Origin of the sequence: Cupriavidus sp. YR651, from assembly GCF_900101625.1 — a bacterium.
Taxonomy (GTDB): Bacteria; Pseudomonadota; Gammaproteobacteria; order Burkholderiales; family Burkholderiaceae; genus Cupriavidus.
In genome coordinates, this window is the sequence record NZ_FMYZ01000004.1 from 462,611 (window position 1) to 483,582 (window position 20,972).

Annotated in this window: 21 protein-coding genes; 9 read left to right on the forward strand and 12 right to left on the reverse strand. The window is 65.5% G+C overall.

Features of this window, described 5'->3' with window-relative positions; all coding sequences use genetic code 11:
* The first annotated feature begins 85 nt into the window (after positions 1 to 85).
* On the forward strand, positions 86 to 1,042 hold the full coding sequence (gene xth, locus BLR29_RS14760; RefSeq protein WP_092137738.1) for an exodeoxyribonuclease III: 957 nt from the start codon (positions 86 to 88) through the stop codon (positions 1,040 to 1,042).
* Between the two features lie 13 nt (positions 1,043 to 1,055).
* On the opposite strand, the gene BLR29_RS14765 is transcribed toward xth, so the two are convergent.
* The 4 genes from BLR29_RS14765 to BLR29_RS14780 form a co-directional block, all read right to left on the reverse strand.
* The gene (locus BLR29_RS14765; protein ID WP_092137739.1) at positions 1,056 to 1,664 is read right to left on the reverse strand and encodes a TetR/AcrR family transcriptional regulator; all 609 of its coding nucleotides are present in this window, start codon (positions 1,662 to 1,664) and stop codon (positions 1,056 to 1,058) included.
* 210 nt (positions 1,665 to 1,874) lie between these two features.
* Positions 1,875 to 2,441, reverse strand: coding sequence for a copper resistance protein CopQ (locus BLR29_RS14770; RefSeq protein WP_092137740.1), 567 nt, complete (start codon positions 2,439 to 2,441; stop codon positions 1,875 to 1,877).
* A 441-nt stretch (positions 2,442 to 2,882) separates the two neighbouring features.
* On the reverse strand, positions 2,883 to 3,578 hold the full coding sequence (locus BLR29_RS14775) for a fumarylacetoacetate hydrolase family protein (RefSeq protein WP_092137741.1): 696 nt from the start codon (positions 3,576 to 3,578) through the stop codon (positions 2,883 to 2,885).
* Between the two features lie 66 nt (positions 3,579 to 3,644).
* Entirely contained in the window at positions 3,645 to 4,067 is a 423-nt protein-coding gene (locus tag BLR29_RS14780) for a VOC family protein (protein WP_092137742.1), read from the reverse strand.
* A gap of 142 nt (positions 4,068 to 4,209) precedes the next feature.
* Between BLR29_RS14780 and BLR29_RS14785 the strand changes: the two genes are divergently transcribed.
* Positions 4,210 to 5,091: a LysR family transcriptional regulator gene (locus BLR29_RS14785; RefSeq protein WP_092137743.1), complete on the forward strand. Its 882-nt coding sequence runs from the start codon at positions 4,210 to 4,212 to the stop codon at positions 5,089 to 5,091.
* Between the two features lie 52 nt (positions 5,092 to 5,143).
* Here the strand turns inward: BLR29_RS14785 and BLR29_RS14790 are convergent, their stop codons facing one another.
* Both BLR29_RS14790 and BLR29_RS14795 read right to left on the reverse strand, forming a co-directional pair.
* Positions 5,144 to 6,454 carry an MFS transporter gene (locus tag BLR29_RS14790; RefSeq protein WP_092137744.1) on the reverse strand — a complete coding sequence of 437 codons (1,311 nt, stop codon included), beginning with the start codon at positions 6,452 to 6,454 and terminating at the stop codon, positions 5,144 to 5,146.
* 95 nt (positions 6,455 to 6,549) lie between these two features.
* On the reverse strand, positions 6,550 to 7,188 hold the full coding sequence (locus tag BLR29_RS14795; RefSeq protein ID WP_092137745.1) for a TetR/AcrR family transcriptional regulator: 639 nt from the start codon (positions 7,186 to 7,188) through the stop codon (positions 6,550 to 6,552).
* Between the two features lie 130 nt (positions 7,189 to 7,318).
* Between BLR29_RS14795 and BLR29_RS14800 the strand changes: the two genes are divergently transcribed.
* Entirely contained in the window at positions 7,319 to 8,083 is a 765-nt protein-coding gene (locus BLR29_RS14800; protein WP_092137746.1) for an SDR family NAD(P)-dependent oxidoreductase, read from the forward strand.
* A gap of 194 nt (positions 8,084 to 8,277) precedes the next feature.
* Positions 8,278 to 10,221, forward strand: coding sequence for a methyl-accepting chemotaxis protein (locus BLR29_RS14805; protein ID WP_255371244.1), 1,944 nt, complete (start codon positions 8,278 to 8,280; stop codon positions 10,219 to 10,221).
* 36 nt (positions 10,222 to 10,257) lie between these two features.
* On the opposite strand, the gene BLR29_RS14810 is transcribed toward BLR29_RS14805, so the two are convergent.
* From BLR29_RS14810 to BLR29_RS14830, 5 genes are all read right to left on the reverse strand, one after another.
* On the reverse strand, positions 10,258 to 11,073 hold the full coding sequence (locus tag BLR29_RS14810; RefSeq protein WP_092137747.1) for a BON domain-containing protein: 816 nt from the start codon (positions 11,071 to 11,073) through the stop codon (positions 10,258 to 10,260).
* Positions 11,074 to 11,306: 233 nt separating this feature from the next.
* Positions 11,307 to 11,693, reverse strand: coding sequence for a hypothetical protein (locus tag BLR29_RS14815; RefSeq protein ID WP_255371245.1), 387 nt, complete (start codon positions 11,691 to 11,693; stop codon positions 11,307 to 11,309).
* 223 nt (positions 11,694 to 11,916) lie between these two features.
* Positions 11,917 to 12,294, reverse strand: a complete 378-nt coding sequence (locus tag BLR29_RS14820; RefSeq protein ID WP_092137748.1) for a cupin domain-containing protein — start codon at positions 12,292 to 12,294, stop codon at positions 11,917 to 11,919.
* A gap of 82 nt (positions 12,295 to 12,376) precedes the next feature.
* Positions 12,377 to 13,207: an AraC family transcriptional regulator gene (locus BLR29_RS14825; protein ID WP_092137749.1), complete on the reverse strand. Its 831-nt coding sequence runs from the start codon at positions 13,205 to 13,207 to the stop codon at positions 12,377 to 12,379.
* Entirely contained in the window at positions 13,200 to 14,153 is a 954-nt protein-coding gene (locus BLR29_RS14830) for a patatin-like phospholipase family protein (protein ID WP_092137827.1), read from the reverse strand. Before BLR29_RS14830 ends, BLR29_RS14825 begins: the two co-directional genes overlap by 8 nt.
* 454 nt (positions 14,154 to 14,607) lie before the next feature.
* Between BLR29_RS14830 and BLR29_RS14835 the strand changes: the two genes are divergently transcribed.
* Complete coding sequence (locus tag BLR29_RS14835) at positions 14,608 to 15,654, forward strand: GGDEF domain-containing protein (protein WP_092137750.1); 1,047 nt, start codon at positions 14,608 to 14,610, stop codon at positions 15,652 to 15,654.
* A gap of 43 nt (positions 15,655 to 15,697) precedes the next feature.
* Here BLR29_RS14835 and BLR29_RS14840 read toward each other — a convergent pair whose 3' ends face one another.
* Positions 15,698 to 16,633, reverse strand: coding sequence for a LysR family transcriptional regulator (locus BLR29_RS14840; protein ID WP_092137751.1), 936 nt, complete (start codon positions 16,631 to 16,633; stop codon positions 15,698 to 15,700).
* A gap of 155 nt (positions 16,634 to 16,788) precedes the next feature.
* Here BLR29_RS14840 and BLR29_RS14845 point away from each other — a divergent pair, with 155 nt between their 5' ends.
* From BLR29_RS14845 to BLR29_RS14860, 4 genes are read left to right on the forward strand one after another with little or no spacing between them, the layout of a single operon-like run.
* Positions 16,789 to 17,775, forward strand: a complete 987-nt coding sequence (locus BLR29_RS14845) for a Bug family tripartite tricarboxylate transporter substrate binding protein (RefSeq protein WP_255371246.1) — start codon at positions 16,789 to 16,791, stop codon at positions 17,773 to 17,775.
* 55 nt (positions 17,776 to 17,830) lie between these two features.
* Entirely contained in the window at positions 17,831 to 19,135 is a 1,305-nt protein-coding gene (locus BLR29_RS14850) for a 3-isopropylmalate dehydratase large subunit (protein ID WP_092137752.1), read from the forward strand.
* A 2-nt stretch (positions 19,136 to 19,137) separates the two neighbouring features.
* Positions 19,138 to 19,710, forward strand: a complete 573-nt coding sequence (locus BLR29_RS14855; RefSeq protein ID WP_092137753.1) for a LeuD/DmdB family oxidoreductase small subunit — start codon at positions 19,138 to 19,140, stop codon at positions 19,708 to 19,710.
* 40 nt (positions 19,711 to 19,750) lie between these two features.
* Positions 19,751 to 20,953: an aminotransferase class I/II-fold pyridoxal phosphate-dependent enzyme gene (locus BLR29_RS14860; RefSeq protein WP_092137754.1), complete on the forward strand. Its 1,203-nt coding sequence runs from the start codon at positions 19,751 to 19,753 to the stop codon at positions 20,951 to 20,953.
* Positions 20,954 to 20,972 lie beyond the last annotated feature (19 nt).

Consider the following 20,972-nt stretch of genomic DNA (forward strand, 5'->3'; position numbering starts at 1 on the left):
TGCGCCATAGAATCGTGCGCGCGGAGGTGCATCCGCCGGCATGAACGCGCACCGTTGCGAATGTTTTTACAGGGAGCCCACTCCGATGCCTCGCCTGAAAATCGCCACGTTCAATATCAACGGCATTCGCACGCGCCTGCCGGCGCTGCTGGCGTGGCTTGCGCGAGAATCGCCCGACGTGGTCTGCCTGCAGGAGTTGAAGACCGTCGATGCGGCGTTTCCGGTCGACGTGATTCGTGCGGCGGGCTATGGCGCGATCTGGCACGGGCAGAAATCATGGAATGGTGTGGCGATCCTGGCGAAGGGTGCGGACCCGATCGAAGCGCGGCGCGGCTTGCCTGGTGCCGAAGACGACAGCCAGAGCCGCTATCTGGAAGCGGCAGTCAACGGCGTGCTGGTGGCCTGCCTCTACTTGCCTAATGGCAACCCGCAACCGGGGCCCAAGTTCGACTACAAGCTGGCATGGTTCGAACGGCTCATTCGCCACGCGGCGGGCCTGTTGGACTCCGGGCATCCGGTGGTGCTGGCGGGGGACTTCAATGTGGTGCCGACCGATGAGGATATCTACAACCCGCGCTCGTGGCTCAAGGATGCGTTGCTGCAGCCGGAAAGCCGCGAATGCTATCGGCGCTTGCTAGCGCAGGGCTGGACCGATGCATTGCGTACGCGCTTTCCGGGCGAGCGGGTCTATACGTTCTGGGACTATTTCCGCCAGCACTGGCAGACCAACTCGGGCTTGCGGATCGACCATCTGCTGCTGAGCGTCGACCTGGCGCCGCGCATGCGGGACGCCGGCGTGGACAAGTGGGTGCGAGGTGAGGAGCGGGCGAGCGACCATGCGCCCGCATGGGTCGAGCTGGAGACAGGCGTGGTGAAGGAGTCGCCCGCGAAAGACAAGACCGCGAAGATTACGACGGCCAGCAAGACCGCGGCAAAGACGGCCGTCCTCAAGAAGGCTGCAACCAGGAAGGCGCCGGTGACGACGGCTGCATCCAAAAAGGCAAAGGCGCCCGTCGTGAAACGACGGGCGCCACATACTTGATTCACTCGATGATTTAAGCCGTCACGGCTTCCGGTTCTCGGGCGGCCGCCTGCTGCGCATCGCTGACCGCGCCAAGCAACATGTCCGCTGCGGCATCCAGCCTGTCCGTCGAGCCCGACATCCGGGCCGTGATGAGACCATTCTGGATTGCGCCATACAGCACCTTGGCCAGCGCCTGCGGCGGCACTGGGTACGGGCGTCCGCGTTCGGACTCGGCCCGCTTCAGCAGGCCCGTGATCCACGCTTCATTCATGCTGAAGTGTTCCTTCAGCAAGGCGCGTACCGATTCCGGCAGCGCCATCACTTCCGCAGACAGCATGCCGGCCAGACAAACCTGTCCACCTTCGATGCCGTTGCGTAGCGGCTGGATATATTGCCGGGCCTGCTCGGCCAGCGGCATACCGGTTTCGATGGACTGGAGGCGCGCTGACAGGCTTTCGCGATACAGCCGGACCACTTCCAGCACCAGATCGTCCTTGGACGGGAAGTAATAGTGGATGCTCGATGTCTTGACGCCCACGAGGTCCGCGAGGTCGCGATAGCTGAAGCCGTTATAGCCCCTGCGCCGAATCAGCACGGAAGCGTGCTCAAGCAGTTGTTCGCGTACAGGTTGCGTTTTCATGGCGACTGTCTCCTTGTGGGAGAGCTCTCCGGTTCTTGTCGATATCTCTTATGCAGACAGCGACTGCGCGACAAGCGAAAGCACCGATCCGCTGGCAATACAAAGGACTACCCATCCGCCCAGGATCAGGGCACTGTCACGCAAACTCATGATGAAACTCCAGATACAGGGTCAGGCAGTTGGCCCGGTATCGCTACCGGGCCGCGGACTTCAGGCGTTGGCGCCGTCGGTGAACACGTCGAAGCTGCGCGAGGGTTCGCTCGATACACCGGTGCGGTCCAGGCCGGCAACGATGCGGGCACCATCCGTGTAGGGATCGAACTTGCCGGCACGGGCGCCGTCAGTGAACGAGTCAACCGTACGGGCCGGGGTGGCCGATACACCTACGCGATCCAGACCGGCAACGGTGCGTGCGCCATCGGTGTAGGGGTCGGTCTTGCCGACGCGGGCACCGTCGGTGAACACGTCGAAGCTGCGCGAGGGTTCGCTCGATACACCGGTGCGATCCAGGCCGGCGACGATGCGGGCACCATCGGTGTAGGGGTCAGCCTTGCCGACACGGGCGCCGTCGGTGAAGGGGCTACGTTGGTCGTTCACGCGGGCACCGTCGGTGAAAGTGCTGCGGGCGTCGTTCACGCGGGCGCCATCGGTAAAGGTGCTGCGAGCATCGTTCACACGGTAGGTGTAGCCGTAGGCTTCGCCGGTTGCAGCTTGTGCGGCGCCGGTTACGAAGGCGGCGGCGAGGGCGGCGGCGGTCAGGATGGTCTTGGCGTTCATGATGGTGCTCCTTGCGGTGGGTCGGGCGATCTCGTTGTGTGTGGATCGCGCGGCCGGTGTTTGCTGCGTTTTCAGGGGTCTTTGTTTTCGTCTTCCGCTGCTGCTATCTACTGCTAGGTAGAGAGCGAGGGCTAAAAAAAAGACCGCCTCCCGGTACTGACAAACTGCTGGTGTTGCGTGGAGCGGAGCTGCTTGCCGGGGGGGTGTTGCTGTTTCCGGGGTGGTGCAGCGCTGTCCATGGCTCGAATATTATCTACTACTAGATAGATAGGCAAGGAAAATTTAGAGAAATTTCTATATCCATGTGGAGCCTTCCTTCCAGATGTGACGGCCAACGAATGTAACACCCTGATTTGCCATGGAAAAAGGCGCCGACCTGCTCAAGACAGGCCGGCGCCCAAGACGATGACGACGTTAAAGCGGGAAGTTCGACGCTGCGGATCAGCGCTTGCCGACCGTGAAAGCGATCTCGCCAAGACCCTCGACGCCGGCCGTGACCACATCGCCCGGCTGCAGGGCACCGACACCAGCCGGCGTGCCCGTAAAGATCACGTCACCAGGCGCCAGCGTCACACTTTCCGAGATATAGGCAATCACGTCCGCAACGGGCCAGATCAGCTCGTCCAGATCGCCTTGCTGGCGGACTTCGCCGTTGACCTTGAGCCAAATGGCGCCCTTGGCGGGATGACCCACGGCCGACACCGGGTGCAGCGGGCCGGAGGGGCCGGAAGCATCGAATGCCTTCGACCAGTCCCACGGGCGGCTCATCTTCTTGGCAACGTCCTGCAGGTCGCGGCGCGTCATGTCCACGCCGACTGCGTAGCCCCACACCAGATCCAGCGCCTGGGCCGGGCTGACGTTAGCGCCGCCCTTGCCAATGGCCACGACCAGTTCGACTTCGTGGTGAAGGTTCTCCGTCAGCGGCGGATAGGGCACGGCGCCTTCCGCAGCCACCACCGCATCGGCGGGCTTGGTGAAGAAGAACGGCGGCTCGCGATCCGGGTCCTTTCCCATTTCACGGGCATGCGCGGCGTAATTGCGGCCGACGCAGAATACGCGGCGGATGGGAAAGCGGGCCTGGCTGCCAGCCACGGCAACACTGGCTTGCGGGGCGGGCTGGATCACGAATTCGGTCATGTCTCGCTCAGTCTCGGAGGATGGTGGGTGGGGAATGCGGCTTGAACGGTCAGGCTGACCCAATCGTCACTTGGCAAATACCTGGCTCAGGTCGCCGAATGCCTTGAACTCCAGCGCATTGCCCGACGGGTCCAGGAAGAACATCGTGGCTTGCTCGCCGACCTGGCCCTTGAAGCGCACGTGCGGCTCGATGACGAACCTGGTGCCGGCCGCGCGCAGCTTGCCGGCCAGCGCCTCCCATTGCGTCATCGACAGGATCGCGCCGAAGTGGCGTACGGGGACGTCGTCACCGTCGACCGCGCTCGTGCCGCGATGGCCGCACTCGTCCGGCGACAAGTGCGCCACGACCTGATGGCCATAGAAATCGAAATCGACCCAGGCATCGGAACTGCGGCCTTCGGGGCAGCCGAGCAGATCGCCATAGAACTGGCGCGCAGCGGCCAGGTCGTGGACAGGGAAGGCAAGATGGAACAAGGGCATGGCGCTCATGGGCGGGTCCTGTGGGGCGAAGGATTCGAGAAGTGTCGTTGATTGTAATCAGCAGAACTCGTAATATGAAACGAATCATTTCTGGTCTGAGCATCGAAGTTTTCGATATCAGACGCGCCCTGGCACCCCCAGAACCCCGCCCGTGATCCGCTACTTCCGCACCTTCCTCGTTGCCGCCGAAACGGCGTCCTTCTCCGCAGCCGGGGCGCGGCTGGGCCTGACCCAGTCAGCCGTCAGCACGCAGATCCGGCGCCTGGAGGAAGACCTCGGCTGCACATTGTTCGATCGCTCCGGCAAGTCCGTGACGCTCAGCGAGGAGGGCCGGCAGTTGTTGCCGGATGCCACGCGCTTCGTTGCGCTGTACGAGTCCATGAAGGGCAGCGCGCAATCCCGCCCGGACGCCGCGCCGCTGGACCTTGGGGCGGTGTCGACGGTGCAGTCGACGCTGCTGCCGAAGGCGATGCAGCGCTTCCGTGCCGCGTATCCCGATACGCATGTGAATATCGTGCCCGGCATGTCGACGCAGTTGCTGACGCAGGTCGATGCGCGCGAGCTCGACATCGCCGTGCTCGTCAAGCCGCGACTGGGCATCCCGCCCGAACTGAAATGGGTACCGCTGATCAAGGAGCGGTTCGTGGCCGTTGCGCCGGTGGGGTCTCCGACGGATATGAAGGGCTTGCTCGCCACCGTGCCATTCATCCGCTACAACCGGCATTCCACGGGCGGGCAACTGGTCGACCGCTACCTCAAGCAGCAGCGGCTCTGGGTGCGCGAAGGCATGGAGCTGGATGAACCCGCCGTGATCCTGCAGATGGTTGGCGAGGGGCTGGGCTGCGCGATCATCCCGGCGGATCTCGTGCCTCTGCGGCAGACGCCCAATATTCAGGAGGTTGCGATGCCGGGCCAGCCGCTGTTCCGGGAGATCGGGGTGCTGGTGCGGCAATCCGCGCTGAAGCGGGCCTCGGCGGCGGCATTGATCGATGCGTTTGTGGCCGAGTGCCACCAATGGGCTCCACCCGGCTGACAAGAAAAAGGCGGACCCGCAGGTCCGCCGTCGAGATGCGTGGCGATGGTCGTCAGGCCTTTGCGGCCTGGGGCGATGCGCCGCCCGGTTGCGGCGCCGACCGCCGCGCCATCAGCGCCAGCAGCGCCGCCACCAGGCACGCGCCACCGGCAACGTAAAGCGCCGGCGAATACGTCAACAGCAAAGTCCGCGAGAGTCCCGCGCCGAATGCGGCCGTGGCCGCGCCGATCTGGTGGGCGGCAAACACCCAGCCAAACACCATTGCCGCGCGCTCCCGGCCGAAGGCGCTGCCAGCCAGCTTGATCGTCGGCGGCACCGTGGCGATCCAGTCCAGGCCGTAGAACATCGCGAAGATGGACAAGCCGTAGAGCGTGAATTCCGAATGCGGCAGCCAGAACAGCGACAAGCCGCGCAGGCTGTAGTACCAGAACAGCAGCTTGCGACTGTCGTAGCGGTCAGACAACCAGCCGGAAAGGATCGTGCCGACGAAATCGAAGGCGCCCATCATCGCCAGCGCGGAGGCCGCCGGCAACGGGGCCATGCCGAAGTCCGCGCACAGGGCGATGAAGTGGGTCTGGATCAGCCCGTTGGTCGACAGGCCGCAGATGAAGAACGTGCCGGCGAGGATCCAGAAGGTCTGGGTCCGCGCGGCGTCGCGCAGCACAATGAACGGCCCGCGCAGCGTCAGCGGTGCGGGCGGGGCGGACGGTGCTGCGGGCGTGGCGGAAGCGGTCTCGCCAAACGCGGCCAGCCCGATATCCGACGGCCGATTACGCATGAGCGCAAACACCAGCATGGCCAATGCGGCGCACGCCGCCAGCACTGGCAGCACCGCCACGCGCCAGCCCATATGCTCGATCAGCCAGGCGGCGACGGGCAGGAAAGCCAGCTGGCCCGTGGCCGAACTGGCAGTCAGGATGCCCACCACCAGGCCGCGGCGCGCGCTGAACCAGCGGTTGGCCACCACGGCGGCCAGGACCAGCGCTGTCAGGCCGGAGCCCACGCCGAGCATCAGGCCCCATGCCAGGAACAATTGCCAGAGCTGCGTGGCCACCGTGGCCAGTGCCATGCCGCCAGCGATCAGCGCCAGTGCCGTGCAAACCACATTGCGCACGCCAAAGCGCTCCATCAGGATCGCGGAAAACGGCGCCATCAGACCGAACAGCGCAAACCGAAACGCCAGGATTGACGAGATCTGGTCGATATTCCAACCCATCTCGCTGGTGAGCGGTTTAAGAAAGGCGCCCGGCAAGCCGAGCGCGGCGGAGGTGGTCAGCATGACGCAGAACGTGACAGCGGCGACGATCCACGCGTAGTGGACGCCACGCCGGTCCAGCCGGCTGGATAGGGCTTGCGCGAACATGGGGCTCCCTGAGGTATTGGATGGAGTTTGTGTGAGGCTTGTTTGAGGGCTTGTTTGAAGCGGAAAAGGGCGGAGAATGACCGTTCGCTCTGCCGTCAGGCGGTGGCGGCAACGGTTTCGCGGCTGCCTTCGTGCGCGCGCTCGCTGTCATCCAGCAGCCATGCACGGGTGGCATCGAGAAGCTCCTGTGACAACGCATCGCCGCCGGTGGCCCGGGCCAGCGACATGGCGCCGACCATCGCCGCCAGCTGCACCAGCGCCGTCTGCCGCGCGGCGGCATCGGTCGCGCCATCCGGCGCCGTGGACATCCAGATGTCGATCAGTTGCTTCACTCCGTCGACGTACACCGGCCGGACCGGCTTGCCGGCCGGCTCGCGGGCTACGTCCCCGACCAGCGCCGATGCGGCGCAGCCCTCGCCCGCGCAATCGCGATGCTCCGGGGACAGATATGAGTCGACCAGATTGTTGCGCGCCGTGCGCCGATCTCCGTTGGCGCTGGCGATGCGGTGCTCCCAGCGCTGTGCGCCATCTTCGAAGGCACGCTGGCAGGCCACCGCCACCAGATTGTCCTTCGATGCAAAGTGGCCGTAGAAGCCGCCATGTGTCAGGCCGGCGTCCGCCATCACCTGCGCCACGGTCACGCCGTGCAGGCCGTGCTCGCGGAACAGGCGTGCCGAGGCCTGCTCGATCGCCACCTTGTGTTGTTCTGCCAATTCCCGTGATGCCCGCGCCATATGAAATCCCGCTCTGAAAATCTTGCTTGACCACAGTTTAGATGACGCACATACTTTATTCAATAGATGTTGATCATCATGCAAACGCAAGGCGCTTGCATTCTTTTCTGTCCATCAAGGAGAAGCTTTCATGTTCAAACTGTTCGATCTGTCCGGCCGCGTAGCGGTAGTAACCGGTTCCACCAAAGGCATGGGCCTGGAAATGGCGCGTGCCCTGGGCCAGTCCGGTGCCAGGGTCGTGATATCCGGCCGCGATGGCGCGGTGTCCGAAAAGGTCGCCGCCGATCTGCAAAAGGAAGGCATCGATGCAACCGGCATTGCCTGCGACATCGTCAGTCTCGACAGCGTGCGGGCCTTCGCGGACAAGGTGCTCGCGAAGTTCGGGCGGGTGGATACGCTGGTGCTGAACGCCGCCGGCAGCGCCGTCGTGGGCTCCATGCTGGAGCAGGGCCCGGAGTTGTTCGATGACGTCATGGCCGGCAATGTGCGCGGCAACCTGGTGCTGGTCAACGCGCTGGCGCCGCAGATGATCGCGCGCCGGGACGGCTCCATCATCTTCATGTCGAGCATCGCCGCGCGCCGCGGGTCGGCCAGGCTGGCGCTGTACAGCATCTCCAAGGGCGCGACCGACCTTGCCATGCGCAACCTCGCGCAGACGCTGGGCCCGCACAACATCAACGTCAACAGCATCAATCCTGGCCCGGTTCGCACGGACTTTTCGCGCGATGCGCTGTGGGGCGACCCGGAACGCGAGAAGGCGCTGTCCGCCACCATCCCGATGGGCCGCATTGCCGAAGCGGTCGATGTCGCGGGCGTGGCCGTGCTGCTGGCCTCGCAGGCGGGTCGCTATATCTCGGGCCAGACGATCGGTGTCGACGGCGGCGCGACGGCCTGATCCTCATGCATCAGATACGAGCGCCGCACCGTGAAAACTGAGGTGGCGACGCTCGTTCGCAGTGCATCGCGCACCGTGCGCGTGCGCCGATGGCACTGCGATTGCGCACGATCAAAAGTAGCCATAAAACTGCCTTTAATCCTTCGATTCGACGCCGATACAGCGTGCTACAGCCCTCGAATACAAGGAGCATCGTGGCCGCTTTCCTCTCTCCCGCCATGCGTCTGATGGCACGTCTGACCATCACCCGCAAGCTTGTCCTCCTGACGATCCTGTTCCTGATTCCGCTGTGTGGCGCGCTGGTCGTGGTGCTGAGCCAATCCGTGCAGTCGATCCGCGCGACGCAGGATGAACAGCGCGGCCTGACGATTGTCGGGCGGGCGCTGGATTTCATGCGCGAGACCCAGGTGCGTCGCGGCGCCGCGAATGGCGTGCTGCTGGGCAACGCGGCATTCAAGCCGACGTATGAAGCGGCCGATGGCAAGGCCGCCGGGCACCTGGCCGCGTTGTCGAAGGAAGCTGGACAGATCGACACGTTTGCCGTGGCGGCCGACGTCGCGAAGCTGGAGGAGGCCTGGAACCAGATCCGCAAGCTCGGCCTGGACACGCCAGCGGCGCCGCTGTTCGATCGCCACACCACGCTCGTCAAAGAGACGCGGCTGTTCATCGGCGATGTGGCCGATCGCTCGTCGCTGGCGCTCGATCCCGATGCCGCTTCCTACTACCTGATCAACCTGATGGTGGGGCCGATGCCGAAGCTGGCGGAAGTCGGTGCGCTGGCGCGTGGCCGGGGTGCCGGCATCATCGCGCGAGGCGGCTATGCCGATGCCGCGCAGCAGGCTGACCTGGCGGCACTGGCCGAACAGATCCAGGACGGCCTGGAGGCCGTGCGACGCGACATGGCGCGTGTCGAGCGTCGGGCGCCCGCCTATCGCGACAACATGGCGGCAGCGGCGAAGCAACTCGCGGCGATGGAAAACTTCCATCGCACGCTCAAGGTCAGCATGCTCGGGTCGAGCGGCATCACGATCGATGCCAAGGCGTACTTTGCCGAAGGCACCGCGGCCATCGAATCGGTATCGGGGGTCAATCAGGAATTCGCCGCGCTGGCCGGGTCGATGCTCGCAAAGCGCATCGCGGCGGAGAGGCGGCAATTTATGCTGCTGGCCGCCATCGCCCTCGTAACGGTGGGCGCCGCGCTGTATCTGTTCGCCGGTTTCAGCCGCGGCATGCGCATCGACGTGCGCGATGTGGCCGACATGGTCGCGCGGATCAACGCGGGAGACCTCGGCGTGCACATCGAAGCACGTGGCCGCGACGAACTGAGCGACGTCAAGCGGCACCTGCTATCGATGGTCGGCACCTTGCGCGGCATCATCGGCGAGACGAAGGACGGCGCGCAGAACGTGCTGGTGGCGGCCGGGCAGATTGCGCAGGGCAACGCCGACCTGTCGCAGCGCACGGAGGAACAGGCGTCTTCGCTGGAACAGACCGCTGCAAGCATGGAGGAGCTGACCTCCATCGTCCAGCAGAACGCCGGCAATGCGAACCAGGCCAGCGCGCTGGCGTCGGAGGCGTCGGCCATCGCCGTGGCCGGCGGCGCATCGGTGCTCCGCGTGCGTGAGACGATGAGCGAGATCGAGGCGGATTCGCGCCGCATCGTCGACATCATCGCGGTCATCGACAGCATCGCGTTCCAGACCAATATCCTCGCGTTGAACGCCGCCGTGGAGGCCGCGCGGGCCGGCGAATTCGGGCGCGGCTTTGCGGTGGTGGCCGCCGAAGTCCGTACGCTGGCGCAGCGCGCAGGCAACTCCGCCAAGGAGATCCGCACGTTGATCTCCCAATCGACCAACCGGGTGGCGGCCGGAACAACGCTGGCGGGCGAGGCGGCCGCCACCATGGACAACATCGTCGGCGCGGTACAGCGCGTCACGACCATGATGGACGAGATCAGCCGCGCCTCGCTGGAGCAAAGCGGGGGCATCGCGCAGGTCAACCAGGCGGTGACGCAGATGGATCAGGTCACGCAGCAGAACGCCGCGCTGGTGGAGCAGGCCGCCGCCGCCGCCGAAGCGCTGCAGGAGCAGGCGCTTCGGATGGAGCAGACCGTCAGCGTTTTCCGGCTGGCGGCCTGAAGGCGGGGGCTGCCTGAGAATGGCCGGCGATGGGCTTCAGTGGGACGAGGCCACGTCGCCGCGCTGCACGCGGATGTTGTTTTCCACCTCGGTCACGCCGAAGGTGTTGTCGGCGATATCCTCGATGTCGTACTTCTGGCTGCGCAGCCGCACGGACCCCGCGAGCGTGACCTTGCCCTTGTCCACGTCGACACTGACGTCACTGACATCGATACCAGTGCCAAATGCCAGCTGCTCGCAGATCTGGTCGCGGATGCGTTCGTCGGTCCGCGTGAAACCGCGCGGACCGGTGCGTTTCTTCGTGGTGTCCGATCCAAACCAATCGCTCACGGCCTCGCCGATGCGGTGGCCAAGGTTGTAGAGCATGCCGTGCCGTCGGTTGCGATCATCGTCGTCACGCTCATCGTCGCGGTGCTGCGACCAGCGGCGCTGCCCGAAGCCGGGTTCCTCGTCATAGCGGCGCTCATAGCCACTTCCATAGCGACTTTCATAGCCCCTCGCCCCGGTGTCGTCGCGGCCGTAGCGTCGCGCCTGGCGGTGGCTGCCATCGCCGACATCGCCATAATCTCCGTAGTCTCCTGCTTCGCTCGCATAGCGGCGGCGGTATTCCCGCTGCCGCAGATAGGTGTCGTCGGGTTCGGTAGAGTCGCCGCCATTGAGCCCGTAGCGGAGGTTGCTCCCTTGCCATGCGCCGCGGTCGCCACCATACGGGTAGCCGGTGTGGCTACGGGTGTCGCCCCGGTTCCGGCGCGCTTCGTCCCACGGATCGCCCAGGTCATCGTCCTCGCGGACGTTTTCATAGGCCCGCCAGGTCTGCCCCCGGCGATAACGCTCGGTGTAATGGTCGCCCATGCTGATCTCCTGAAAGTTGCGGGTTTGCCATACGCGGCATGCGCGGCATGCGCCACGCCGCTGCGCAATGCGCTGGCAGCTTCAGGAAAAGCGGCAAGATTCGTACCTCGGGCGGCCGCCCTTATGCCGACTGGCATGGCGGCGAATGATGGTCCGCGTGGCGCTGGTTTGCCGTGCAAGCCTTGCGCGGGAGCGTGTAAAGAATGCATCGCTCCCGCACGCGCCGCGCCGGATCAACGCGCATTCACGCGCTGCATGCTGGCCGGCAAGGGCACCGACACCGTGGACGGGCCGGCAGGCACTGCAGGGGCGGACGGGGCGAGATCCGTACGCACGCTACGCGCTGGCCGGACGGGTGCGACGCCTTCGGACGCATTGAGCGCCTGGCCGTTCTCGTAGCCTGTGGAGACGGCTTCGAGATAACCGGGCGCAAATTTCTGTTCCGGCGTGACAACGGGTGCCGGGGGCAATCCGGGCTGAGCATGCGCAACGGCGTTGACGCACAGCGCCAGCACGCGAAGCAGCAGGACGCCACGGCGTACACGGTAAAGCAGGGTGGGCGGGGTGTGAGGGCGCGGCGAGACCGCGGCCGTGGGACGCAACTGTGGTGGGATCTTCATGACGGTTCTCCGAAGGAGCAATCGCTCCGGGTAAAAAGACGAGCATCGGGGTCGCGCTCGATGCTTCTTTTTGCAGAGACCGTGCCACCGTCAATTGGGGTCGTGGCGGGGTTGCGGGATCACTTTTGCGGGCGGAAACGGGGGGTTTTGGCCAACAGGCCAGTGCGGATGGTTGGGCCCGGCCCAACATGCGCGATGCCTTCGCCGGGCGCCTTTCGGTCAGTCAGATCCAGAGGTCATTCTGCGCGGTGCGTTCGCCACCTTCTTCACCGGTATTTACCACGCCGCGCGGTTCGATCAGCAACATGTGCACCTCTTGCCGCGCAAACGGCTTGTGTTCGACGCCCTTGGGGACGACGTACATCTCGCCCGCGTTGACCAGCACATGACCGTCGCGGAAATCGATCCGCAGCTGACCGTCCAGAACCATGAAGGTCTCGTCGGTATCGGCATGGCTATGCCAGATGAAATCGCCCTCGATCCTGACGATCTTGAACTGGTAGTCGTTCATTTCCGCGATGACGCGAGGTTGCCACTGGTCGGAGAACAGTTCGAGCTTCTCGGCGAAGTTGATGGCTCGGTACGGGGCAGGCTGGCTCATTTGGGGCGCTCCATGGCTGTCGTTGACATGACGGGCAGTCTGCGCCGATGGGGCTACGGCCGTCTTGTACGATCGTGCAAGCTCAGGCAGGGGAGGGCGTGCGGCCAAGTGTGCGCAGCCAGCGCGCGGGCGTGATGCCGAAGGTGCGCGTGAAATGCCGGGTCATGTGGCTCTGGTCCGCAAATCCGGCCCAGGCCGCGGCATCCGCCAGCGTCTGGCCGGCCGCTGCCAGTCGGCGCACCGTGTCCAGCCTGCGCATGGTGAGGTATCGATATGGGCTGGTGCCGTACAGCACGCGGAAATCGCGCGACAGACGCCAGCGGTCGCGCCCGCTGGCGGCTTCCAGTTCTTCCAGCGTGACCACGCGATCCAGGTTGTCCAGCATCCACTCGCGCGCGATTTCCGCCGAGCGATAGTCCACCGCCTGCCTGCCGTGCGGCGCGCCACTGACGGCGGCCAACGCATGGGAGAGTTCAAAGATCGCGTCGTCTTCTTCCAGCGGGTCGATGGGGCAGTCCATCGCGCGTAGCAGCACTTCGGAGGCGGCATACAGGCGGGGATCGTCGGAACGGCCGCCGGCGATGAAAGGCAGGGGCCGCCCACCGAGTACGCGCTGCACCAGCGAAGGCTCCACGTAGATCATGCGATACCGGAAGCCGGCATCCGTGCCGGCCTGGCCATCGTGCGGCTCGTCCGGATGGAGCACCAGGGTGCCGCCCGGCGTGCTGTTCGTCACGCCGCGCCGGTAATGAAAGCTCTGCACGCCGGCCAGCGTCCGGCCGATCGCATAGGTGTCGTGGCGATGCATGTCGTAGCCGTGGCCGCCAAAGAAGGCCTCGATGCGCTCCAGCCGGCGGGGCGACGGGTCGTGCCGCACCCAGTCGCGATCGCCCGGCAACACGATCTCACCCATGTGTGGTGGTGTGGCTGTGCCCGTGGTCGTGATGCGTGTGGCCGGCACCGGCGGCCGGTGGGGAAATATCGGCGCTGCAGCTGGGTGACGACTCGTCGTGCGAATGCGGTTCCAGCGCGCCCGGCACACGCCGGCTGGACAGGCCGTCCGCGCGCAGCCACGCCACGGTCGCCGCGGCGGCCCGGTCGATCAGTTCCCCGCAGCGCGTGTAGTCGTAGGGCGAGACGTCCAGCGGGCAGAGCGGGGGCACGACGGCGATATGCGCATGCTCGGACCAGCGCTCCAGGTCATGCACCAGCTGCCGCGCCACCAACAGGGAGAGCGCGTTCAGGGCGTGTTCCACGGCGCCGCGCGGCGGGCGGCGTTCCGCACAGGCGAAGCCGGCCGGCAGCACGATGATGCGGGTGGCGCCGAGGCGAATGGCTGTGGAGACCGGGGTGTTGTTGGCCACGCCGCCATCGATCAGCGACCGGCCTTCGAATTGCACGGGCGGAAACACGCCGGGGATCGCCGCGCTGGCCAGCACGGCGTTGACGATATTGCCGGACGACAGCACCACTTCGGCTCCCGTGTGCATGTCCGTGGCCACGACGTAGAGGGGCACGGGCGCCTCTTCCAGCCGTGATTCACCGAAATGCCGGCTCAGCAGCCGCTGCAGCCCAAGGGATTCCACCAGGTGTCCGCGCTTGCCGCCCAGCATGCCGAGCATGCTGCGCCACGACCAGGGCAGGACCTCGGTCCGGCGAATGCCACGCCACAGGCCCTCCAGCTTCGCCGTGCCCTCCGCATGGGGATGGCAGGCGAAGTAGGCGCCGTTGATCGCGCCGGCCGATGCGCCGATGACCAGGTCGGGCGCCAGGCCCCAACTCACCAGCTCCCGCAACATGCCGACTTCAATGGCGCCCAGGCTGCCGCCACCGGCGAATACGAATGCAGTCTTTTCCATGATTTGGTTGCGGTGCACCATCGCCCGCGGGCTCGTCAGGTGTTCGTCGTGGCGACAGCATAGGCCACTTCGGGCTTGCCAAAAAGGGGGAGGTGGCCGCGCGGGCCGTGGCTGCAGGAAAACCCGAAGCGGGCACGCGACGGAAGCGGCCGGCCGTGCATTGCCGTCGCGACATTTCCTGGATGCGCACCAGAAATGGATCCCCGACGCGTGCACCTGCGGGATATGAGATGCAATTAACGGCCAAGAGATTCAGACGTCAGTGTCGCCGGCTTGCAACCGAGTGCGGCGGGTAGGTAACCCGGAGCGACTGAGTGCCGCGCCGGCCTTATCACCGACCCTATAATCGGCGCGGCGGCGCCGCCGATGTCCTTTGTCGTCGACGTCCGCCGATTTCTGATGCACCCCTCCGGCAACCGCTTCCGACACTCCGCAACCACCCGCTACGGCCAACATGACCAGCCACGATAACCCGCAGCACACCCTTCAGGCCGCCTTCCTGCGCCACGAAGAATCCCTCGCGCCGCCAAATCGCGTGTTTGGTGACGATGACAGCGCCGTTTACCGGACGCTGCTGGAATCGACCAAGGCGATTCCCTGGAAGATCGATTGGGCGACGATGGAATTCGCCTACATCGGACCGCAGATCGAGGCGTTGCTGGGCTGGGCACCGTCGACCTGGAAGAACGTCAACGATTGGGCGGAACGCATGCATCCGGACGATCGTGCCGCCGTGGTCGATTTCTGCGTCGCACAATCGCAAGCCGGCACCGACCACGAAGCCGACTATCGCGCCCTGACGCGCGATGGCGGCTATGTGTGGCTGCGCGACGTCGTGCATGTGGTCCGCAACGACAAGGGCGAGGTCGATTCGCTGATCGGCTTCATGTTCGACATCAGCGAACGCAAGCGCACCGAGGAGCAACTCGCGCAACTGCAGAAGGAACTCGAGCAACTGTCGTTCAAGGACAGCCTGACGGGCACGGGCAATCGCCGCATGTTCGACCGCGTGATAGCACGCGAATGGGCCGCGGCGAAAGACGCGCGCAAACCGCTCTCGCTGATCATGGTCGATATCGACTTCTTCAAGTCATACAACGACTACTACGGCCACGTGCAAGGCGACGAATGCCTGAAGCGGTTTGCCCGCCTGCTGGGCGAGGCGGCCGGCCCGGAGAGTTTTCTCGGCCGCTACGGTGGCGAGGAATTCGTGCTGGTGCTGGCCAACACCGACGCGGATGCCGCCGTGAACATCGCGGAGCGATGCCGCGCGCTGATTGCGGAGGAGGCGATCACGCACGTGCGTTCGCCCTACAACCAATGCGTGACGGCAAGCTTCGGCGTCGGCACGATCGTGCCGACCGAGCACATGGACCCGACTGCCTTCATCAACCTGATCGACGCGCAGCTCTACCACGCCAAGGACAACGGCCGAAACCGTATCGCCGCCGTTGACCGCGCGGGCATGCAGGGGCAGTCGTTCAAGGTGCATTCGCGCTGAGCGACATCGCACCGGGCGCGCGCCAGGAAAGCCGGCAGGCGGATCAGGAGGCCATCAGCGACACGCCGAGCGGCATCGTCTGCCCGGCCAGTGTTTCGCGCAGCAGCGTGAGCAGCCGTTGCGCGCTCGGTGACAGCGAGCGTAGCGGCCGCGTGATCACGCAAAGCTCGCGCGAGAGCGCGGGCGCGTGCAGTTCGCGAAAGATCAGGTCGGGAAATTCGTTGCGCTGGTAGGCGAGGGCGGGCAGCACCGAGTAGTACTTGCCACGCGCCAGCATCGCAAACAGGTAGGTCGTGCTCTCCACCTCGTCGTGATCGCCGGCAAGCACGGGCCAATGCGCGGCATGGGTGCGCAGGAACTGGCCGATGCCGGTATCCGCGCTGAAGCCGATGTACTGGCCCCAGGTGAGGTCGTCCCACGTCAGGGGCCGGTCGATTTCCGCCAGCGGCGAGTCGCGATGGAACACCACGCCGTAGCAGTCCGTCACCAGCGGCGTGTAATCAAGCTCCTCATGGCCGCGATACTTGCTGTCAATGGCGAAATCGACTTCGCCTTCCAGCACCAGCCGCTCGGTCTGCTGCGCCGCCGGATTGCGCAGCGAGATCGTGATGCCCGGATAGGCCTCGCGAAAACGCGGCAGTGCGGGCACCAGGAATTGCCGGATCACCGACGACGCGGCGCCGATCCGGATATGTCCGCGATCGCCCCTGGCGAGCGCCACCAGGTCGGACACCGCGCTGTCGAAGCCATTCACCACCCGTTCCGCGTCCGCAACGAAGCGTTCGGCGTGATCGGTCATGACCACGCGTCGCGTCGTCCGGTCGAACATCCTGAGGCCGATCGCCTCCTCCATCTGCTGGATCGTCGCCGTCAGCGCGGACTGCGTCATGCACAGCCGCAGGGCCGCCGCCGTGAACGTTCCGGCCTCGGCCACGGCCAGGAAGCAGCGCAGTTGCTTGAGCGTCACATGATGGCGCATGAGTGCCTCGGGTTCATTTATCAGGAATTCGTAATAATCCGAGGAAAGAATTCGTTTGTCCAGGGAAATGGGTGTCCTTAGACTGCGTTGGCAGCCACGAGATTGCTGGCGTGGCCAAGCCAAATAACACTCACCCTCTTGCCCAGGATGCCCCCATGAAGACGTTGACTGGTCTTGCCGCAGTTCTTGTTTGCCTGCAATCGGCCTGGTTGCCGACACTGGCTGTTGCCGCCCCGGAAGACAGCTATCCCGACAAGGCTGTGCGGATCGTGGTGCCGTTTGCCGCAGGCGGCTCCACCGACGTGGTGGCGCGGATTCTGGCCGAGAAGCTGCAGGAGCAGTTCAAGCAACCGTTCGTCGTCGACAACCGCGCGGGCGCCAGCGGCAATATCGGCGCCGAGCTCGTCGCCAAGTCGCCGGCTGATGGCTACACGCTGCTGATGGGGGCCACAGGCATCCTGTCGATCAACGACCACCTCTACAACAAGCTCAACTACAACGCCGCGAAGGACTTCGCGCCGGTCAGCTACGCCACACAGAACGCGAACATCCTGGTGGTGTCGCCGAGCCTGCCTGCCGCCGACGTGTCGGCGCTGGTCCAGCTCGCCAGGACCAAGCCGGGCGCGCTGAGCTTTGCGTCGTCGGGCCCGGGCAGCTCCACCCACCTTTCGGGCGAGTTGTTCAAGTCGATGGCCGGCGTGAATCTGCTTCACGTGCCTTACAAGGGCAGCTCCGCCGCGCTGACCGACCTGCTCGGCGGCAACGTCACCATGTTGTTCGACAACGCGCCGTCGTCGATCGGCTTTGTCCAGCAGGGCAAGCTGCGCGCGCTCGCGGTGACCAGCCGCAAGCGGATTCCGGGCTTGCCGAATGTGCCGACGCTCGACGAAGCGGGCATCAAGGGCTACGAGTCGCTGTCGTGGAGTGGCGTGGTCGCGCCGGCCGCCACGCCGCGCCCGATCGTGCAGAAACTCAATCGCGCGATCGACCAGATCCTGAAGTCCGACGACGTCCGCGCCAAGCTCACGCAGCTCGGCGTGGAGCCGGTCGGCGGCTCGCCGGAAGACTTTGCCCGCCTGATCCAGGCCGAACACGACAAGTGGGGCAAGGTCATCAAGTCGGCCGATATCAAGCTGAACTGAACGAGCTGCCCTGAACGAGCAGCACTGAGCAAGCTGAACTGAGCACAAGGTCCCCATGACGATTGTCTCCGAGACCGCCGCCGCCGCGCGCCCGCAGACTCTCGCCGAGAAGCTGCTCTCCCGCGCGGCCGGGCAGGCGGTGTTTGCCGGCGACCTCGCGATTTGCGAGCCCGATGCCACGATGGGCACCGATGGTTCGATCCCGATGGCGCTCGATTATTTCCGCGAGATGCAGCCCGACGGCACGCTGCCGGCGCCAGTCATGCCCGAGCGGCTGGTGTTCGCGCTCGACCACTACGGCGCGACGTCCGGCGCCCGCGCGCTGGCGCTGCAGGAGCGCGCGCGGACCTATGCCCGCGCGCATGGCATCTGCGTATTCGAGGTTGGTGAAGGCATCGGCCATCAGCTGATGCTGGAGCGCGGCCGCGTGCTGCCCGGCCAGCTGGCGGTTGGCGCGGACTCGCATGCGGTGTCCTACGGCGCGCTCAATGCATTCGGCTCGGGCATCGGCTCGTCCGATCTCGCGGGCATTCTCCAGTGCGGCCAGCTCTGGTTCAAGGTGCCCGGATCGATCCGCATCCACCTGACCGGCGAGCTGCCGCCGTACGCATCGGCCAAGGACCTGGCGTTGTCGATGGCACGCAGGCTCGGCGCCGGGGGCGCCAACTACATGGCGCTCGAATTCGATGGGCCGGGCGTGGCCTCGCTCGATATGGACGATCGCATCGTGCTGGCCAATATGTCGGTGGAAATGGGTGCCAAGGCCGGGTTGTTCCCCTATGACGCCTGTACTAGCGCATGGCTTGCGGCTCGCAGCGACGCGTCGTTCGAGCCGGTGGCCGCCGATGCCGGCGCAACCTATGCGCAGACGTTGACCTTCGACCTGGCCGACGTCGTGCCGCAGGTGGCGATGCCGCATCGCGTCGACAACGTGATCGACCTCGACGCGGCGGGCGAGACGAAGATCGACATGGTCTACCTCGGCACCTGTACGGGCGGCCGCACCAAGGATTACCGCGAAGCGCTCGCCGTGCTGCGCGCGGGCGGCGGCGTGGCGCCGGGCGTGCGCCTGATCGTGACGCCGGCCTCCGAGTCGGTGCGCGCGGAAATGGAAGCGGCCGGCATGCTGGCCGAATTCAGCGCGCTGGGCGCGGAACTGCAGGCACCGGGCTGCGGCGCGTGCTGCGGCACTTGCGGCAGCATCCCGGCCGATGGCGAGCGCGTGATTTCCACCGCCAACCGCAATTTCAAGGGGCGCATGGGCAATCGCCAGGCGCAGATTTTTCTTGCTTCGCCACGGGCGTGCGCAACGGCGGCCGTCACCGGCCAGCTCAGCGATCCGCGCGAGGCCATCGGCTGATCATGGCATCGACTTCCACCACCGCCCGTCTCTCCGTCACGCCGGGCCGTGCCCGTCTGCTCGGGGACGACATCAATACCGACTACATCATCGCGTCCAGCCGCAAGAAGGACAGCCTGGACCCCAACGTCCTGCGCCGCTATCTGCTCGAAGACCTGGCGCCGGAATTCGCGGCAAGCGTGCAGGACGGCGACGTCCTCGTCGCGGGCCACAATTTCGGTTGCGGTTCCGCGATGGAGGTGGCCGTCACGGTCGTGCTCGCGGCGGGCATCCGCGTCGTCGTGGCCAAGAGCTTCTCCCGTACGTACTGGCGTAACGCGGTCAATAACGGGCTGCTGCTCATCACCGCGGACACCGATGGCATCCGCGAAGGCGAGTCCGTCGCGCTCCATCTGTCGGGTTCGAGCGCGACGCTGCGCGTGGGCGAGGCGGACGACAGCAGCGGCCGTGTGATTCCCTGCGAGCCCGTGCCGGACATCGTGCTGATGATCCGCGACGCCGGCGGGCTCGTTCCCTACCTGCGCGAGCACCGGCGCTTCATCCAGAACCCCGCCACACCGCATTCCCCTCGCTAGTTCCATAGCCACGTTTTCACGATCCCACGATTTCACGATCATGAGCCTCATTGCCGCACGTCTGAACCGCATCAAACCGTCCCCGAGCTCGATGGCCGGCCAACGCGCCCGTGAGCTTCGCGCCGCTGGCCGCGACATCATCGGCCTCACCTCCGGCGAGCCGGATTTCGATACGCCATCTCATATCTGCGAAGCCGCCACGCGCGCGATGTCGAAGTCGCAGACCAAGTACACGGACGTGGGCGGGACCCCCGAGCTGCGCGCCGCCATCGCAGACAAGTTCCTCCGCGACAACCAGCTTGCGTACGCGCCCGGCGAGCTGATCGTCGGCACTGGCGGCAAGCAGATCATCTTCAACGCCTTCATGTGCACCGTGGAAGCCGGCGATGAAGTCATCGTGCCGACCCCGTACTGGGTGTCGTATCCGGATATCGTGTTGCTGGCCGAGGGCACGCCGGTGTTTGTCGATTGCCTGCCGGCGAACGGGTTCAAGCTCATGCCCGAAGACCTGGAGCGCGCCATCACGCCGCGCACGCGCTGGCTGGTGCTCAATGCGCCGAACAATCCGAGCGGTGCCGCGTATTCGCACGCGGAACTGAAGGCGCTGGCGGATGTGCTGATGCGTCACCCGCACGTCTGGGTGATGACGGACGACATCTACGAGCACATCCTCTATGACGGCCGCGAATTCGCGACCATCGCCCAGGTCGAGCCCGCGCTCAAGGACCGTACGCTGACCATCAATGGCGTATCGAAGGCCTATGCCATGACGGGCTGGCGCATCGGCTACGGTGGCGCACCCGCGTCGCTGGTGAAGGCGATGGTCAAGCTGCAGTCGCAGAGCACCTCCAATCCGTCGTCGATCAGCCAGGCGGCTGCGCTGGAAGCCCTGACCGGTCCGCAGGATTTCATCGCCGAGCGCACGCGGATCTTCCAGTCGCGCCGCGACGCCGTGGTGACCGAGCTCAATCGCATTCCGGGCATCTCCTGCCATGTGCCCGAGGGCGCGTTCTACGTGTTTCCGTCGTGTGCGGACGTGATCGGCCGCACCACGCCATCAGGCAAGCGGATCGAGAACGACGAGGATTTTGTGCTCTACCTGCTGGAGGCGCAGAACCTGGCGGTGCTGCAAGGCGGTGCCTATGGCGTCTCGCCGTTCTTCCGGATCTCGTTCGCCACGTCGATGCAAAAGCTCGAGGCCGGGCTCGCGCGCCTGCGCGCCGCGTGCGAGGCCTTGTACTGACAAGAGAAGGGGAAATCGA